14 protein-coding genes, 1 tRNA gene and 1 riboswitch are annotated in these 17,454 nt (G+C 70.8%); of the genes, 4 read left to right on the top strand and 11 right to left on the bottom strand.

Going from position 1 to position 17,454, the window contains the following annotated elements; genetic code table 11:
- Positions 1–62 precede the first annotated feature (62 nt).
- Entirely contained in the window at positions 63–614 is a 552-nt protein-coding gene (locus tag ACZ7MF_RS38995) for a hypothetical protein (RefSeq protein WP_471482924.1), read from the top strand.
- Positions 611–1,759, top strand: a complete 1,149-nt coding sequence (locus ACZ7MF_RS38990; protein ID WP_471482922.1) for a glycosyltransferase family 4 protein — start codon at positions 611–613, stop codon at positions 1,757–1,759. Before ACZ7MF_RS38995 ends, ACZ7MF_RS38990 begins: the two co-directional genes overlap by 4 nt.
- Positions 1,760–1,850: 91 nt before the next feature.
- On the opposite strand, the gene ACZ7MF_RS38985 is transcribed toward ACZ7MF_RS38990, so the two are convergent.
- Positions 1,851–1,934: transfer RNA gene (locus tag ACZ7MF_RS38985), tRNA-Leu, on the bottom strand.
- Positions 1,935–2,361: 427 nt separating this feature from the next.
- Between ACZ7MF_RS38985 and ACZ7MF_RS38980 the strand changes: the two genes are divergently transcribed.
- Positions 2,362–3,132, top strand: coding sequence for an ABC transporter ATP-binding protein (locus ACZ7MF_RS38980; RefSeq protein ID WP_087790666.1), 771 nt, complete (start codon positions 2,362–2,364; stop codon positions 3,130–3,132).
- Positions 3,133–3,226: 94 nt separating this feature from the next.
- Positions 3,227–5,755 carry an ABC transporter permease gene (locus ACZ7MF_RS38975; protein ID WP_471482921.1) on the top strand — a complete coding sequence of 843 codons (2,529 nt, stop codon included), beginning with the start codon at positions 3,227–3,229 and terminating at the stop codon, positions 5,753–5,755.
- Positions 5,756–5,826: 71 nt separating this feature from the next.
- On the opposite strand, the gene ACZ7MF_RS38970 is transcribed toward ACZ7MF_RS38975, so the two are convergent.
- The 10 genes from ACZ7MF_RS38970 to ACZ7MF_RS38925 form a co-directional block, all read right to left on the bottom strand.
- Positions 5,827–7,143: a class I SAM-dependent methyltransferase gene (locus tag ACZ7MF_RS38970; RefSeq protein WP_471482919.1), complete on the bottom strand. Its 1,317-nt coding sequence runs from the start codon at positions 7,141–7,143 to the stop codon at positions 5,827–5,829.
- 220 nt (positions 7,144–7,363) lie between these two features.
- Positions 7,364–8,788 (bottom strand): NAD(P)/FAD-dependent oxidoreductase, encoded by a 1,425-nt coding sequence (locus ACZ7MF_RS38965; RefSeq protein WP_471482917.1) that lies wholly within the window; start codon positions 8,786–8,788, stop codon positions 7,364–7,366.
- A 430-nt stretch (positions 8,789–9,218) separates the two neighbouring features.
- The gene (locus ACZ7MF_RS38960) at positions 9,219–10,184 is read right to left on the bottom strand and encodes a Ppx/GppA phosphatase family protein (protein WP_471482915.1); all 966 of its coding nucleotides are present in this window, start codon (positions 10,182–10,184) and stop codon (positions 9,219–9,221) included.
- Complete coding sequence (locus ACZ7MF_RS38955) at positions 10,181–10,720, bottom strand: DUF501 domain-containing protein (RefSeq protein ID WP_471482913.1); 540 nt, start codon at positions 10,718–10,720, stop codon at positions 10,181–10,183. Before ACZ7MF_RS38955 ends, ACZ7MF_RS38960 begins: the two co-directional genes overlap by 4 nt.
- Before the next feature lie 85 nt (positions 10,721–10,805).
- Positions 10,806–11,288, bottom strand: a complete 483-nt coding sequence (gene divIC, locus ACZ7MF_RS38950) for a cell division protein DivIC (protein WP_471482911.1) — start codon at positions 11,286–11,288, stop codon at positions 10,806–10,808.
- A 95-nt stretch (positions 11,289–11,383) separates the two neighbouring features.
- Complete coding sequence (gene eno, locus ACZ7MF_RS38945) at positions 11,384–12,664, bottom strand: phosphopyruvate hydratase (protein ID WP_471482910.1); 1,281 nt, start codon at positions 12,662–12,664, stop codon at positions 11,384–11,386.
- A gap of 248 nt (positions 12,665–12,912) precedes the next feature.
- The gene (gene rpfA, locus ACZ7MF_RS38940; protein WP_471482908.1) at positions 12,913–13,641 is read right to left on the bottom strand and encodes a resuscitation-promoting factor protein RpfA; all 729 of its coding nucleotides are present in this window, start codon (positions 13,639–13,641) and stop codon (positions 12,913–12,915) included.
- A gap of 3 nt (positions 13,642–13,644) precedes the next feature.
- Positions 13,645–13,811: riboswitch (cyclic di-AMP (ydaO/yuaA leader) on the bottom strand.
- Positions 13,812–13,994: 183 nt separating this feature from the next.
- A complete protein-coding gene (locus tag ACZ7MF_RS38935; protein WP_471482907.1) occupies positions 13,995–15,014 on the bottom strand; it encodes a transglycosylase family protein in 1,020 nt (339 codons plus the stop codon).
- Between the two features lie 143 nt (positions 15,015–15,157).
- Complete coding sequence (locus ACZ7MF_RS38930) at positions 15,158–16,459, bottom strand: cytochrome P450 family protein (RefSeq protein WP_471482905.1); 1,302 nt, start codon at positions 16,457–16,459, stop codon at positions 15,158–15,160.
- Positions 16,456–17,433, bottom strand: coding sequence for a nucleoside triphosphate pyrophosphohydrolase (locus ACZ7MF_RS38925; RefSeq protein WP_471482903.1), 978 nt, complete (start codon positions 17,431–17,433; stop codon positions 16,456–16,458). The genes ACZ7MF_RS38930 and ACZ7MF_RS38925 overlap by 4 nt, the downstream gene beginning before the upstream one ends.
- Positions 17,434–17,454 lie beyond the last annotated feature (21 nt).

The following is a 17,454-nucleotide window of genomic DNA, read 5'->3' as shown; positions in this document are numbered from 1 at the left end:
TGCCTGACCTCTCCGCCTCCCCAGGGGGTGGGCCATTGACCGGAACAGAAGAGAAGGTGGCCATGCAAGCCAGTGCCGGGGAACGGCCGCACGCCGAGATCAGACGGGTCTGGCCGCGCGACGGTCACATTCGCATCCTGGGGACGATCGTCACTGGCGGGGTGTCGGACGACGTCCCCGTGGACAAGTCCTGGACGTTGCGCCTCACCTCTCGCGAGCGGCCCGAGCTTCCCGTCCTGTCCGGCGCCGAGCGGCTCAAGGGCCGGTTCGTGCGTACGGTGACCCGTACCTCGGCGCCCACACCGCGTCAGCTGTTCTTCCCCGTCGTCAACGACGGCGCGCGCTTCGAGACAGTCGTGTCCGTCCGCAACCTGGCCGTCTGGGACGCGTTGCCCCGCGAGCACTGGGACCTGCACGTGCTCGCGACACGCGGCGGCAAGAAGATGACTCTTCGGGTCGGCCGCCACCTCGACGACATGCCGGGCAAGAAGCAGATCGTCAAGTTCCCGGAGCAGTACAGCTCAGGTGTCGCCGTACTGCCGTACTACACCGACGGCGACGACCTCTCCATACGCTGCGCCCGACGCGACGACGCCAACCGGAGCGCCACATGAAGCTCACGTACCTGATCTACAACGCGTTCGGCGTCGGCGGCACCGTCCGTACCGTGTTCAACCAGGCCAACGCCATGGTCGAGCGCGGCCACGAGGTCGAGATCGCGACCATGCTGCGCTACCACGAGGAGCCGCCCTTCCCGCTGGACCCGCGGGTGAAGGTGACCGCGCTCGTGGACAACCGGTCCGGCTCGTACGTGGACTGGGACCGGTACGAGGGCCCCGAGGACACCTCCTGGCACGAGCGGTTCCCGGCGGGTATCTCCAAGAACGCCGACAGCCGCCGCCGTATCGGCGCGATGATCCGCTTTCTCCGTGGCCTGGAGGACCGGATCGTGATCGGCACCCGGCCCACGATCAACCTGATCGTCGCCGAGTACACCGACCCGGCGCTGGTCCGGGTCGTCCAGGAGCACGCGGGTCTGTCCACGCACAAGGGCGAGTGGCGCGAGGCCATCGACGCCGCCTACGTGAAGATGGACGCGCTCGTCTGCCTCACCGAGGCGGACCGTGCCGCGTATGCCGAGGCTTTCCCCCAGGTCCGCGTCGAGCGCATCCCGAACGCGCTGCACTCCCTGGACGTGCCACGCAGCGACCTCTCAAGGCCCCAGGTCGTCAGCGCCGGCCGGCTCGACGGCAACAAGGGCATCGACAAGCTGATCGCGGCGTTCGGCCAGGTCGTGGAAGCCCACCCGGAGTGGACCCTGCGCGTCCACGGCGACGGCCCGGAGATGGAAGCCCTGCGCAAGGCCGTCCGGACCAGGCACCTGTACAACCACGTCTTCCTCATGGGTCCGACGCGCACGCTCGACGAGGAGCTCGCGAAGGGCTCCATCTTCGCGATGAGCTCCAAGTCCGAGGGCTTCGGCATGGTGCTGCTGGAGGCCATGAACGTCGGTCTCCCCGTGGTCAGCTTCAACTGTCCGGTCGGCCCGCGGGAACTCGTCGCGGACGGCGTGGACGGCCTGCTCGTCCCCGAGCTCGACGTGGCGGCCCTGGCCGCGGGCATCATCCGTCTCATCGAGGACGAGCAGCTGCGCCGCAAGTTCTCCCGGGCGGCCCTGCAGAAGGCCGCCGCATACGGACCCGACGTCGTCACGAAGTCCTGGGAAGACCTCTACCAGGTCCTGACGACGGCAAAGTAGTACTGAGCGAGGCCGCCGGCCGCCGCCCCGGCGGCCGGCGGCCTCGCTGTACCTGCTCATCGAGTCGTGATGTGCGCAGGTGCGAGGAGAGTGCCCGGAGCCGGACTTGAACCGGCACGCCCTCGAAGGGGCAGCGAGGTTTAAGCTCGCCGTGTCTGCATTCCACCATCCGGGCAGGCCATGGGCTCCGCTACGCGTGCCTTGAGCCTATCGGGACGCTCCTCCCGGCCTCGGGCGGGACGGCCGATGTTGTCTTATTTTATTGGCGCCTGAGGGAGCATCAGTTACCAGGGCAGGCCAACAGCACATGCCAACAGCCTTGCGTGCGACCGCCTGCGCTGTATGCGGAATGACGGGATTTCACCGTCTCGACGAGGGCGCCCGCCCCGTTCTCGCCCGCCCCGCCGTCGGGGTCGCCCGTCATCCGCAGGTATGACACCGGCCCGGCCCGTCCGACCGAAGTCGCCCCCCTGAACCGGAACAGCGGCTGACTACAGGGCGCCGTACGGCCGGGACGATGGATGACATCCCCGAGCACACACCGTGCCGACCGCACACACCGTGCCCACCGCACACGCCGTACCGACAGGAGCGCCCTTCCCGTGACCACCGCACCCATCGCCGACCGGTCCACCCTCGTGGCCGCGCGCGCCACGGAGCTTTCCAAGATCTACGGCCAGGGCGAGACCCAGGTGGTCGCCCTGGACCGGGTCTCCATCGACTTCCGGCAGGCCGAGCTCACCGCGATCATGGGCCCCTCCGGCTCCGGCAAGTCCACGCTGATGCACTGCGTCGCGGGCCTGGACACCTTCTCGTCCGGCTCGGTGCGCATCGGCGAGACCGAGCTGGGCTCGCTCAAGGACAAGCAGCTCACCAAACTGCGCCGGGACAAGATCGGCTTCATCTTCCAGGCGTTCAACCTGCTGCCGACGCTGACCGCGCTGGAGAACATCACCCTTCCGATGGACATCGCGGGCCGCAAGCCCGACAAGCAGTGGGTGGACTCCGTGATCCAGATGGTCGGGCTGTCCGGACGGCTCGGGCACCGGCCCGCCCAGCTCTCCGGCGGGCAGCAGCAGCGGGTCGCCGTGGCGCGGGCGCTGGCCTCCCGGCCGGAGATCATCTTCGGTGACGAGCCGACCGGAAACCTCGACTCCCGCTCCGGCGCCGAGGTGCTGGGCTTCCTGCGCAACTCGGTGCGGGAACTGGGCCAGACCGTGGTGATGGTGACCCACGACCCGGTGGCCGCCGCCTACGCGGACCGGGTGGTCTTCCTCGCCGACGGACGCATCGTCGACGAGCTGTACGGGCCGACGGCCGACTCGGTGCTCGACCGCATGAAGCGGTTCGACGCCAAGGGCCGCACCAGCTGACGCTCCCCGTCCGCCCCGTCCGCTCCCCATCCGTTCCCCGTCCGCCCCCGCCCCGTACCCCGTACGCCCGTACGTCTGGACAGAGAAGACCCCCATGTTCCGTACCGCCTTGCGCAACGTCTTCGCGCACAAGGCCAGGCTGTTGATGACCGTGCTCGCCGTGATGCTCGGCGTGGCGTTCGTGTCGGGCACCCTGGTCTTCGCCGACACCCTCTCCAACGCCTTCCGCAACCAGTCGGCCAAGAGCTACCAGGACGTCGCCGTCGCCGTCACCTCGTACGCCGACCCGGACAACCCCAAGGAGTACGGACTCTCCGGCGAGGTCCTCGACCGGATCTCCGCCCTGGACGGCGTCGCCGGGGTGTACGGCCGCGTCGAGGGCTTCGCCGGGGTCGCCGACCCCGACGGGAAGCTCATCGGCGTCGGCTGGTCCAACAAGGGCTCCAACTTCGCGCCCGGCAAGGACGGCAAGGACACCGCCTACACGTTCACCGACGGCTCAGGACCGGTGAAGGACGACCAGATCGCCCTGGACGAGGAGTCCGCCGCCAAGGGCGAGTACCAGGTCGGCGACCGGGTGCGCGTCGCGACCAACGGCCCGGTGAAGGAGTACACCCTCAGCGGTGTCTTCACCACCGAGGACGGCGCCGTCAACGCGGGCGGCAGCCTCGTCCTCTTCGACACCGCCGTCGCCCAGAAGCAGTACCTCGCGAAGGGCTACTTCGAGGACGCCAACGTCACCGCGGCCCCCGGCGCCGACGATGCCGCGATCCTGGCCGCGGTCGAGCCGCTGCTGCCCGACACCGCCGAGGCCCAGACCGGCCGGGCACTCGCCGACGAGCAGGCCGACCAGATCGAACAGGGCCTGGGCAACCTCAAGCAGGTCCTGCTCGGCTTCGCGGGCATCGCGCTCTTCGTCGGCATCTTCCTGATCTCCAACACCTTCACGATGCTGGTCGCCCAGCGCACCAAGGAGATCGCCCTGATGCGCGCCGTCGGCGCGTCCCGCAGGCAGATCACCCGCTCGGTGCTCGCCGAGGCCGCGCTGGTGGGCCTGGTGGCCTCGGCCGTCGGCTTCGCCCTCGGCGTCGGTCTGGCCGTCGGGCTGCGCTCCGGCATGGCCGCGGCCGACATGAAGATGCCGGACGGTCCGCTGGTCCTGTCCGCCACGCCGGTGGTCGCGGCGTTCGCGGTGGGCGTGCTGATCACCGTGTTCGCCGCCTGGCTGCCCGGCCGCCGGGCCGCGAAGATCCCGCCGGTGGCGGCCATGAACAGCGTCCACGCGGTGGCCACCACCAAGTCGCTGGTGGTGCGCAACTCCATCGGCGCGGCCATCACCGCCCTCGGTGCGGCGGGGATCGTCGCGGGCGCCTCGGCCGGCGGCGACGACGGCCGGATGTACATCGGCGCGGGCGCCTTCTTCGCCCTGATCGGCGTGATCGTCCTCATCCCGCTGCTGTCCCGGCCCGTGATCGCACTCGTCCGTCCGCTGCTCGTCGGGCCCTTCGGGGTGGCGGGCAAGCTGGCCGGCCAGAACGCGGTCCGCAACCCGCGCCGTACCGGCGCCACCGCCTCGGCGCTGGCCATCGGACTGACGCTGGTGACCGCCCTGTCGGTGCTCGGCGTCACAGTCGGCGCGGCCATCGACAAGATGACCACGGACAACATCAGGGCCGACTACATGGTCTCGATGGCCAACGGAGGCGATCTCGACCGGTCCGCGCTGACGGCCCTGGAGAAGGCCGACGGCGTGTCCGCGGTGTCGCCGCAGCAGGACGCCTACTTCCGGGTCGACGGCGACTTCGTGTCCGCCTCGGCGGTCACCCCCGGCGACATCGAGAAGGTCCTGACCGTCGACGTCGTCAGCGGCGACGCGGGCTCGCTGGCCCAGGGCCGGATCGCGGTCGCCGAGAAGACGGCCGAGAGCAGGGGCTGGAGGCCCGGCGACACCGTCCCGGTCACCTTCGACGACGACGAGAAGGCCACGCTGACGGTCGGCGCCGTCTACAAGGACAGCGAGTTCCTCTCCCCCGTCCTCGTCGACCGGAAGGTCATGGACCGGCACGAGGCGAAGCCGTCCATCCGGGAGATCTTCGTGAAGGTCGACGGCGGCCAGTCCGCGGCGAACGAGAAGGTCCTCGTCGACGCGCTCGGCGACAACCCGGCGATCACCGTGATGGACCGGCAGGACATCCGCGACGAGTTCGGCGGCGCCATCAACACCCTGCTGAACGTCATGTACGGCCTGCTGGCGATGGCCCTGATCATCGCGGTCCTCGGCGTCGTCAACACCCTCGCGATGTCGGTCTTCGAACGGCAGCAGGAGATCGGCATGCTGCGCGCGATCGGCCTGGACCGGCGCCGGGTGAAGCGGATGGTGCGGCTGGAGGCCGTCGTCATCTCGGTGTTCGGCGCGGTGGTCGGCATCGGTCTCGGCACCTTCCTCGGCTGGGCGATCGGCGAGACCGTCGCCGAGGAGATCCCCGGGTACGCGCTGGTCCTGCCCTGGGACCGGATCGGGATCTTCGTGGTGCTGGCCGGTCTGGTGGGCGTCCTGGCCGCCCTGTGGCCGGCCCGCAACGCCGCCCGGCTGAACATGCTGAACGCGATCAAGACCGAGTGACCTCGCCGCGACACGGAACACCGAGGGCCGGGCTCCCCGCACGGGGGCCCGGCCCTCGGGCCGTCTGCGGATCAGGCGCGGCCCGGCGCGCCCCACACGCGGGCCCGCAGCGGCAGCCCGGAGGCGCCGGAGTCGGGCGTCTTCACCGCGAGGACCTGGTTGACGCCGATGCGGTTGCGTTCGAAGGCAAGCGCGGAGGCGGCCATGTACAGCTGCCAGACCCGGGCACGGCCGGGGCTGACGAGCCGGACGGCGCTCGCCCAGTCGGACTCCAGGTTGGCGACCCAGCGGCGCAGCGTGAGCGCGTAGTGCTCGCGGATCGACTCCACGTCGCGGACCTCGAACCCGGCGCGCTCCAGCTGGGTGACGGTGGTGCCGACGGGGGCCAGTTCGCCGTCGGGGAAGACGTAGGCGTCGATGAACTCGTCGACGTTGTAGGCGGACTCCTCCCGCTGCGGCCGGCGGGCGATCTGGTGGTTCAGCAGCCGTCCGCCGGGCTTGAGCAGCTTGTGCAGGTCGGTGGCGTACTCCAGGTAGCGCTCGGCGCCGACGTGCTCGGCCATGCCGATGGAGGAGATGGCCTCGTACGGCCCGTCCCCGACGTCCCGGTAGTCCTGGACGCGGATCTCCACCCGGTCGGTGAGCCCCTCGTCCGCGACGCGCTTGCGGGCGTAGGCGGCCTGCTCCTGGGAGAGGGTCACGCCGACGACGCTCACGCCGTGCTCGCGGGCCGCGTGGATCGCCATGGAGCCCCAGCCGCAGCCGACGTCGAGGAGACGCTGACCGGGGCTCAGGTCCAGCTTGCGGCAGACGAGTTCGAGCTTGTCGCGCTGGGCGTCCTCCAGGGTGCCGCCCTCGGCCGGCGGGGCGGGCCAGTAGGCGCAGGAGTACACCATGGAGGGGCCGAGGACGAGTTCGTAGAAGTCGTTGCCGACGTCGTAGTGGTGGCTGATGGCCCGCTTGTCGCTGCGCCTGGTGTGCAGGTGGCCGCGGGCCCGGCGGACCTCCTCGGGCGGCGGGGCGGGCGGCAGCGGCGGCCCGGCGAGCTTCACCAGTCCGCGTACGGCGGCCCGGACCTCGGGGTCGCGGAGCGCCTCGACCAGGCCGCGGGCGTCCTCGTCGCGCTCCCAGATCAGGCCGGCCATCAGGCCGAGGGCGGTGTAGAGGTCTCCGTCGATGTCGATGTCGCCGGCCACCCAGGCGCGGGCCAGGCCCAGTTCACCCGGTTTGAACAGCAGGCGGCGCAGGGCCCTGCGGTTGCGGACGACGAGGGTCGGTGCGCCCGGCGGACCCGCCTGCGAACCGTCCCAGGCGCGGATACGCACCGGGAGTGGTGCTCCCAGCAACTGTTCGAAGAGGTTCTGCAGCCGCAGCGCGGCGTCAGCCATGGCGTCCTCCGTGACGAGCGATCCCGGATGTCCAACACCACGTAAACACCTGGGAGCCCGCCGTACAGTCCCCGGCGCGCGTTACGACTCGGCAAAATAGCTGTACACACCAACGGACTTGTCGCCCCGACGCGCGGCAAGCGCACAGCGCGAAGGGGCCGTCCGCACCACGGATGGCGGACGGCCCCTTCGAGGGACTGCTACTGCTGGCGACCGGGGGTCAGGAGGCCTTGGCCTCGGTCTTCTCCTGCTTCGCGGTCTTCTCGCTCTGGTCGGCCTTGTCGGCGGCCTTCGCCGCGGCGGGCTTCGGGGCGGGCTTGGCGGCCTCGTAGAACTCCTCGCGCGGGGTCTCCATCGCGCCGAGGGAGACGACCTCGCGCTTGAGGAACATGCCGAGCGTCCAGTCCGCGAAGACGCGGATCTTGCGGTTGAAGGTCGGCATCGCCATGCCGTGGTAGCCGCGGTGCATGTACCAGGCGAGACGGCCCTTGAGCTTGATCTTCATCTTGCCCATGACGATCATCGCGACGCCCTTGTGCAGGCCGAGGCCCGCCACCGCGCCCTTGTTGGCGTGGCTGTACGGCTTCTGCGGGAAGCCCCGCATGCCGGAGATCACGTTGTCGCCGAGGACCTTGGCCTGGCGCAGCGCGTGCTGGGCGTTCGGCGGGCACCAGGCGTTCTCGTTGCCCGCCTTGCGGCCGACGAGGTCCGGCACCTGGGCGTTGTCGCCCGCGGCCCAGATGTAGTCGGTGCCCTGGACCTGGAGGGTCGCCTGGGTGTCGACGTGGCCGCGGGGGCCGAGCGGCAGGCCGAAGCGGGCCAGCGCGGGGTTGGGCTTGACGCCGGCCGTCCACACGATGGTGTTGGAGTCGACCTCGAGACCGTTCTTCAGCACCACGTGGCCGTCGACGCAGGAGTCCATGGAGGTGGACAGGTAGACCTCGACGCCGCGGCCCTCGAGGTGCTCCTTGCCGTACTGGCCGAGCTTGGGACCGACCTCGGGGAGGATCTTGTCGGCGGCGTCCACGAGGACGAAGCGCATGTCCTCGCGGGAGACGTTGTTGTAGTACTTGGCCGCGTCCCGGGCCATGTCCTCGACCTCACCGATGGTCTCCGCGCCGGCGAAGCCGCCGCCGACGAAGACGAAGGTGAGCGCCTTGCGGCGGATCTCCTCGTCGGTGGTGGAGTCGGCCTTGTCGAGCTGCTCCAGGACGTGGTTGCGCAGGCCGATGGACTCCTCGATGCCCTTCATGCCGATGCCCTGCTCGGCGAGGCCGGGGATCGGGAAGGTGCGGGAGACCGCGCCCATCGCGATGACCAGGTAGTCGAAGGGCAGCTCGTACGCCTCGCCGACCAGCGGCGCGACGGTGGCGACCTTGCGGTCCTGGTCGATGGTGGTGACCCGGCCGGTGAGGACCTCCGCCTTCGGAAGCACGCGCCGCAGGGGGACGACTACGTGCCGCGGGGAGATGCTGCCGGCGGCGGCTTCGGGGAGGAAGGGCTGGTAGGTCATGTACGACCGCGGGTCGACGACGGTGACGGTCGCCTCGCCGTAACGCATCTTCTTCTGGATGCGTCGAGCTGCGTACAGGCCTACGTACCCACCGCCTACTACGAGGATCCTGGGACGCTCCGTGGTGCTCATGCCATCGAGTATCCACCCGGTTGAGGGGGGTGGTTCGTGCGCCCCTTCACAAGCATCGGTGGGTGCTGTGCTACCATCCGCCACCCACGTGACGGAGATCATGGCGGGCGAAGGAACCAGCGTGTAGGGGACCCCGTTGTCAATGCCGCGTGAGCTGCACCTCCGCGTTTCGGGAGCGGTGGACCACCCTCCCGCGAGGGCTCTGCGGGACCCTCTCGCGACACCGACCTGAACACGTTCAAAGGGCAGTTGAAACCCCAAAAGGGTCAACGCACGCGGTTTCGTCGTCCGACAGGGCCCAATTCCTTGTGAAGAACTTCACGAACTTTCCCGACGGGACGTCACCGGGGGCCCCCGAGAGTCCCCCCGGCGCCCGCTCAATCGTCGTCCGTCCTGCTCAGACCGCTACCGCACCGCCACCGCGAGCGCCCTACGCGATCGACCACGCGATGCCGTCGAGGATGTCGTGCTCGCTCACGACGACCTCCTCCGCGCCCGTCCGCTCCATGATCGCCAGCAGCACCAGGGACCCGGCCGCGATCACGTCGACCCGGCCCGGATGCATGGAGGGCACCGCCGCGCGCTCGGCGTGGGTGGAGGTCAGCAGCCAGTCGGTGATCTCCCGGACCCGGTCGTGCGAGACACGGGAGTGGTGGATGGCGGCCGAGTCGTACTCCGGCAGCCCCTGCGCGATCGCCGACACCGTCGTCACCGACCCGGCCAGACCCACCAGCGTGCGCGCCTCGCGCAGCGGCACCGTCCGCTCGGCCAGGTCCAGGGCGGCCTCGATGTCGGCCCGCATCGCGGCGACCTGCTCCGCGGCGGGCGGGTCGGTCACCGCGCCGTCGCGCACCAGGTGCCGCTCGGTCATCCGTACGCAGCCGACGTCCACGGAGCGGGCGGCGCGCACCTGGTCGTCGCCGACGACGAACTCGGTGGAGCCGCCGCCGATGTCGACGACCAGGTAGGGCTTGTCGAGGTCCGCCCGGCCGGTCAGTTCCCTCGTCGCCCCGGTGAAGGAGAACTCGGCCTCCTGGCCGCCCGAGATGACCTCCGGCTCGACGCCCAGGATGTCCAGCACGCCGCGCACGAAGTCGTCCCGGTTCTCCGCGTCGCGGGAGGCGGAGGTGGCGACGAAGCGCAGCCGCTCGGCGCCGTGCGCCTTGACGACCTCGGCGTACTCGCGGCAGGCGGCGAAGGTCCGCTCCAGCGCCTCGGGCGCCAGCCGGCCGGTGCGGTCGACGCCCTGGCCGAGCCGCACGATGGTCATGCGACGGTCCAGGTCGGTCAGCTCGGCGGCAGCCCCCGCGCCGGAGGCGCTGTCGGACACAGTGGCGTCGGCGACCAGCAGGCGGATGGAGTTCGTACCGCAGTCGATGGCGGCGACCCGGGTCACTTGGCGTCCTCCTCGGCCGGCTCGGGAACCGTCACGCACGGGCCCTTGCGCCACCACTCGGGCAGCATCGCGATCGCCTCGTCGCCCAGCGGGTTGACGCCCGGACCGGCGGCCAGCGAGTGGGCGACCAGCACGTGCAGGCACTTCACACGGTCCGGCATGCCGCCCGCGCTCGGGAAGCCGGTCAGCTCCTCGATCTCGTCGCGGCGCCGGACGTAGTCCTCGTGCGCGGCGCGGTAGGCGGCGGCCAGCTCCGGATCGGTGGCCAGCCGCTCGGTCATCTCCTTCATCACGCCGTTCGCCTCCAGCGTGCCGATGGCGGAGGCCGCCTTCGGACACGTCAGGTAGTACAGCGTGGGGAAGGGCGTGCCGTCGGGCAGCCGCGGCGCCGTCTCCACCACGTCGGGCTGCCCGCACGGGCAGCGGTGCGCGATGGCCCGCAGTCCGCGCGGCGGACGTCCGAGCTGCTGCTTGAAGGCCGCCACGTCCGCGTCGGTCGGCTCGGTGCGCGGAGTGGTCGGCGGGGGAGTCTGCATGACTGTCTTCTGCTGGTCTTCCTGTTGGGTCAATGCCGGAGCGGCCGGAGCGGCCGGAGCGGCCGGTGCGGTCGGCACGGTCGGTTCACTGCCGAAGGGCGACGGCGTCGGCCTTGTCGACCGCGTCCCACACGTTCCGGTACCAGGGGCGGTCGGCGGCGCCGGCCCGGGCGCGGGTCTGCTCGGCCGCCTCCGGGTCGACGACGACGAACCCCGTCTCCCCCGGCATCACGTAGTGCAGCCGCAGCCGGACCTGCTGCTCGGCGTAGGCGTCGTCCTGCCAGCGTGCCTTGAGGTCGCGCAGGTCCTCGACCCGCTGCCGGGTCTCGCGCTGCTCCCGCTGGAGATCGGCGATCTCGGCGCGCTGGGCGACGTACTGCCGTATCGGGTAGGCGAGCGCCACGACGAGCGAGCAGAGCACCATCGCGAGCAGCGCGGCCCGGCCGGTCAGCCGGGAGCGCCGGGCCTGGCGCTTGGTCTGCGAGCGGTAGACCCGGGCCGCGGTCTGTTCCCCGATGATCCGGATCCTGGTCGCGGTGGAGAAACGGTCCCGGTCCTTCACGGCCATCTGGTCTCCGCCTCCCGTGCACGCGCGTACGTCCCCGCACACGGTACGGGACCGGATACGGGGACGTACGTACGACGCTGCCTTCTACCGGGCCGTCAGCCCTTGAAGCGGGGGAACGCGCTGCGGCCGGCGTACACCGCGGCGTCGTCGAGGATCTCCTCGATGCGCAGCAGCTGGTTGTACTTGGCGACGCGCTCGGAGCGGGCCGGGGCGCCGGTCTTGATCTGGCCGCAGTTGGTGGCGACGGCGAGGTCGGCGATGGTGACGTCCTCGGTCTCGCCGGAGCGGTGGGACATCATGCACTTGAAGCCGTTGCGCTGGGCCAGCTCGACGGCGTCCAGGGTCTCGGTGAGCGAACCGATCTGGTTGACCTTGACCAGCAGGGCGTTGGCCGAGTTCTCCTCGATGCCGCGGGCCAGGCGCTCCGGGTTGGTGACGAACAGGTCGTCGCCGACCAGCTGGACCTTGTCGCCGAGCTTGGCGGTGATGGTGTTCCAGCCGTCCCAGTCGTCCTCGAACAGCGGGTCCTCGATGGAGACCAGCGGGTACGCCTCGACCAGCTCGGCGTAGTACTCGGTCATCTCGGCGGCGGTGCGCTGCTTGCCCTCGAAGGAGTAGGAGCCGTCCTTGTAGAACTCGGACGCGGCGACGTCGAGCGCGAGGGCGATCTGCTCGCCCGGGGTGTACCCGGCCTCCTTGATCGCCTCGAGGATGAGGTCGAGGGCCTCGCGGTTGGAGCCGAGGTTCGGGGCGAAGCCGCCCTCGTCGCCGAGGCCGGTGGCCAGGCCCTTGTTCTTCAGGACCTTCTTGAGGGTGTGGTAGACCTCGGCGCCCCAGCGCAGCGCCTCGGAGAAGGACTCCGCGCCGATCGGGGCGATCATGAACTCCTGGATGTCCACGTTGGAGTCGGCGTGCGAGCCGCCGTTCAGGATGTTCATCATCGGCACCGGCAGCAGGTGCGCGTTCGGACCGCCCAGGTAGCGGAAGAGCGGCAGGTCGCTGGCCTCGGAGGCGGCGTGGGCGACGGCGAGGGAGACGCCGAGAATGGCGTTGGCGCCGAGCGAGGCCTTGTTGTCGGTGGCGTCCAGGTCGAACATGGCCTGGTCGATCAGGCGCTGCTCGGTGGCGTCGTAACCGACCAGCTCCGGGCCGATCTGCTCGATGACGGCGAGGACGGCCTTCTCGACGCCCTTGCCGAGGTAACGGCTCTGGTCGCCGTCACGCAGTTCGATGGCCTCGAAGGCACCGGTGGAGGCGCCGGACGGAACGGCGGCACGCCCCGTGCTGCCGTCGTCGAGGCCGACCTCGACCTCGACCGTGGGGTTGCCTCGGGAGTCCAGGATTTCCCGGGCTACGACGACGTCGATGGACGGCACGAGCATCTCCTTCTTCAATGTGACGCTTCAGTGTGACGCTTCGGTCTGCCGCGGTCCCGCGGGACCGCGGCGGCTCTGCGGGACCGAGCCTAACCGGCTCCGGGCGATCGGCCAGCCGATCGCCCACCCGCTGGACAGAACCGAGAGTAAATTGTTTCCGAACGGAACAAAGGTGGAACATGAAAATCCCGCCCCGGTGCGTACGGGGGAACACGCACCGGGGCGGGAGTCGCGGGGCGGGCCGCCGCTTACTTCAGGTGCAGCTGCTGGCCCGGGTAGATCAGGTCGGCGTCGTCGACGATGTCGCCGTTCAGCTTGAAGAGCTTCGCCCAGCCGCCCTTGACGTCGTGCTCCTCGGCGATCGAGCTGAGGGTGTCGCCCTTGACGACCTTGTACTCGCCGTCGCCCTTCTCGACCTTCTTGCCGGTCGGGGTGGTGACGGTCTTCTTCGCGGGCTTCTCGGCCTTCTGCTCCGCGGCCGGACGCTCGGAGGAGCGGGAGGCCTTCTGCTCGGTGGAGCGCTCGGCGGTGGAGCCGCTGCTCTGGCTCTGCGAGCCCTCGGAGCTGCCGGAACCGCTGTCCTGCGAGCCGCCACCGGTGTAGGCGGCACCCGACAGGCCGGTGCCGCAGACCGGCCAGGCGCCCTTGCCCTGGCCCGCGAGCACCTTCTCGGCGATCTCGATCTGCTGGGACTTGCTCGCCTGGTCGGCGGAGGAGGCGTACTGCGTACCGCCGTAGGCGGCCCAGGTGGAGCTGGAGAACTGCAGACCGCCGTAGTAACCGTTGCCGGTGTTGATGGACCAGTTGCCGCCGGACTCGCACTGGGCGACGGCGTCCCACTCGGACGCGGTGGCGGCGGAGGCGTTGCCGGCCGCCATCAGCGGGGCGGCGACGGCGGCACCGGTGACGCCGGCGACGGCGATGACACGGGTGGCCTTGGACGGGCGACGGTGCTTGCCCTTGCCGGAAAACAGCATGGTTGATCCCCTCACCGACGCCTGCGAGGTGAGCTGTCGGGTTCGGGCCGGTTGAGTTGCCCGGCCGGGTTCCTCCCGGAACTCGGCTTCACCCCTAGCCGCTCCGGCTCAACTGCCCGGTGCGGCACTTACCTTGGGTCCCCCGCTCCTGCCTGCGGCGCTTGACGCGACGACTGTTCCCGTACGGCCGCTGGCAGGATTCGGCGTTGCGGCTGTCGGGGCCCGCGGTGGCGAGCGGTCATGACCGTAGACACGCGCTCCGCGGATTTTCAAAGACGATCACGGCTTCTGAGACCTATCTCTCACGAGATCCAAAAGGGACATACGACCCCTAACCGTGACGCGAACTCCCTCTACTTTTCGCCCGATTCGCCCGTGACCGTGAGCGTCTGACCGGGCAGGATGTGGTCGGGGTCGGCACCGACGACCGCCTCGTTGCCGGCGTAGAGCGCGTGCCATCCGCCGTCGATCTCAAGGGAGTCGGCGATGGCCCAGAGACTGTCGCCGGTGCGGACGACGTAACGGCCGTCCCCGGCCTCTCGCTCGTCACCGTCGCGCGAGGCGTGCCGGCCCGCCGTCGGGTCCGTACGGCCCTCCCCCGTCGCGCCCTCGTCCGCACTGCCGCCGCGGTGCTTGCCGGAGCCGGACGAGCCCTCGGCACCCTGCGGTTCGGCGCTGGCGGAGGGGTCGGATTCGGAGGAAGTGTCCGGCTTGGCGGATTGGTCCGCACCCTCGGACGAGGCGTCGGACGACGGCGCGGAAGAGGCCGAAGAAGAGGGCGAAGGGGACGAAGAGGACGCCCCGGACGTCGACTCCGGCGTCTCGGCCGTACCGGTCGAGCCGGTCGAGCCGGTCGACTCGGGTGACTGGGACGACTCGGGCGTTTCGGTGGTCGCGGGCGATTCGGACGACTTGGTGGTGTCCTGCTCCTCCGAGGAGTCCGAGCCCTCCGACGCCCCGTCACCGGCCGTGCCGGAGCCACCGCCCGTGAGGCCCGAGTCGCTGCCCAGGCCGGCCAGCAGACCGCAGGTCGGCCAGGCGGCGATGCCCTGGGCCGCGTGTATCTTCTCGGCGATTTCTATCTGCTGGGAGCGACTGGCCTGGTCGGCGCTGGGGGCGTAGTCCAGACCGCCGTACTGCTCCCAGGCCTCCTGGGACAGCTGCAGGCCGCCGTAGTACCCGTTGCCGCTGTTCTGGCTCCAGGCGCCGCCGGTCTCGCACTCGGCGACCTGGTCCCAGTTCGCGGAGCCGGCCGCGTGGGCGCCGGTGGCGCCGAGCAGCGGGATCGCGATGGCGGAGCCGGTCACTCCGGCGGCGACGACCAGTGCGGGTGCCTGGCGGGGGCGGCGGTGACGACCGTTCCCGGAGAGCATGCGACGACCTTTCACGAGACGACGGGGACCGCGCGGCGGATGACGCTCGACACCACGCTGATCCGTGAACGTATAGGGAGATCATCGCTTGTCACAAGTTCATGCCGCGCAGATCACGTGAAGATCACAGAGTTGAGCGCGTGTCACTTTTGCGTCGGCGACGGACCGTTGCCCGCCGATGACGCGGGCGGTGTGAACGAGACGGGCAAGGTGCGCAGACCTCGCATGATGAGGCCGCCGCGCCAGCGGAGTTCGGCCGGGTCCGCGGCGAGGCGGAGGTCCGGCAGCCGGGTGAGGAGCGTGGCCAGCGCCGTCTGCCCCTCCAGCCGGGCGAGCGGGGCGCCGAGGCAGTAGTGGATGCCGTGGCCGTACCCGAGGTGCTGGCTGTCGCGGCGGGCGAGGTCCAGGGTGTCCGGGTCGGTGAACCGCTCCGGGTCCCGGTCGGCGGCCGCGAGGACGACGAGGACGGGGTCGCCGGCCGCGACGTCCTGTCCGCCGATGGTCAGCGGCCGGGTGGCGAAGCGCCAGGTGGCCAGCTCCACCGGGCCGTCGTAGCGCAGGAGTTCCTCGACGCCGGTCTCCAGCAGGCCGCGCTCCCCGGCGGCCAGGGACGCCTGGAGCCGCTCCCGCTGCTCGGGGTGGGTGAGCAGGGCGTACGCGCCGTTGCCCACGAGGTTGACTGTGGTCTCGAACCCTGCGAAGAGCAGGATGAAGGCCATGGCCGCGGCCTCGTTCTCGGTGAGGTGCTCGCCGTGGTCGGAGGCCCGGATCAGGCCGGAGATGAGGTCCTCGCCGGGGGCGGGCTCGGGCGGCAGTGCGGCGCGCTTGCGGTGGATGAGATCGGCGAGGTAGCCGCGCATCTTCTTCACCGACCGGGCGACCCCGCCCCGCGGGCCCCCTTGGTGACGGATCATCATGCCCGCCCAGTCCCGGAACTCGTCCTGGTCCTCGCGGGGGACGCCGAGCAGGTCGCAGATGGCGTAGATGGGCAGCGGGAAGGCGAACTCGTGGATCAGGTCGGCGGAGCCGCCGGCGGCGAACCGGTCGATGAGACCGTCGGCCAGCTCCTGCACCCGGGGCGCGAACTCGGCCACGCGACGGGGCGTGAACGCCTTGCTGACCAGCCGCCGCAGCCTGGTGTGGTCGGGCGGATCGATATTCAGCAGATGGGTCATCAGCTCGGCCTTCCGCTCCCCCGGAATGCCGGTCTTGCCCTTGGCGTGCGCGGGCTCGGCGTGGTGGGCCGGGTTCTTGGACAGCCGCGGGTCGGCGAGGGCCTGCTTCGCGTCGGCGTACCGGGTGACCAGCCACGCCTCCACTCCGCTGGGCAGCCGGGTGCGGTGCACGGGGGCGTGCTCGCGCAGCCAGGCGTAGGCGGGGTAGGGGTCGCTCGCGAACTCCCAGCTGAACAGCTCGGGGACCGGGGCGGAAGAGCTGCCGGTCATCCCTCGACCGCCCGGATCGCGTCCCGGTAGGCGCGGTCCGCCGCTCTCAGGGCCGCCTCGGGGTCGGTGCCCTCGGACTCGGCGCGGGCGGCGAGGGCGAGGAGTTCGTAGCCGATGCCCTCGCCGGAGGGCAGCGGGACGTCGAGGCCCGCGGTGCGGACGCGGGAGTGGAGCTTGGCGGCGAGGGCGAGGCCGGGCTGGCCGAGGGGGACGCCCTCGGTGACCGAGGTGCGCTGCTTCTCGGCGGCCTTGGTGCGCAGCCAGTGCTCCCGGACCTCCTCGGGGGTGTCGGCCCTCTCGTCGCCGAAGACGTGCGGGTGGCGGTGGACGAGCTTGTCGACGATGGTGCCGGCCACGTCGTCGACGGAGAACGGCGCGTCGGGGTCCTCCTCGGCGATGCGGGCGTGGAAGACGACCTGGAGGAGCACGTCGCCCAGCTCCTCCCGCAGCTCGTCGCGGTCGCCGTCCTCGATGGCCTCGACGAGTTCGTACGCCTCCTCGATGGCGTACTTGGCCAGGCCCTTGTGGGTGCGCTGCGAGGACCAGGGGCATGCGAGGCGGATGCGGTCCATGACCTGGACGAGGTCGAGCAGGCGGGCGCCGGGGAGGTCGTAGGAGGCGGGGAGCAGCTCGAGGTCGGGCATCGCGACGCGTCCGGAGCCGGCGAGGCGGGCCAGGCCGTCGGTGAGCGCGGGGTCGCCCTCGCCGGTGGCGACGACCACCGCGGTACGGCCGCCGGCGCAGGCGTCCACCAGTTCCTCGGCGGTCGGGGCCGCCTCCTCGACCCGTATCCCCGCCTCGCGCAGATAGGGCAGCTGGGGGTGGGCTCCGTCGGCGCACAGGACGCGGTCGGCGGTGCGCAGGGCCTGCCAGGCGGGCCAGGACAGCAGGCCGGGGGCGACGCGGTGGCTGGTGGTGAGCAGGACGATGCGGCCCTGGTCGGGGGCGGTCGCGTCGGCGGTGGTTGCGTTCACTCCTCGAACCTAACGCACCCG

It is taken from the genome of Streptomyces sp. NPDC111628, from assembly GCF_055635195.1.
The sequence above is the reverse complement of the archived record's forward strand: the minus strand, read 5'-3'. Positions and strand labels throughout refer to the sequence as shown.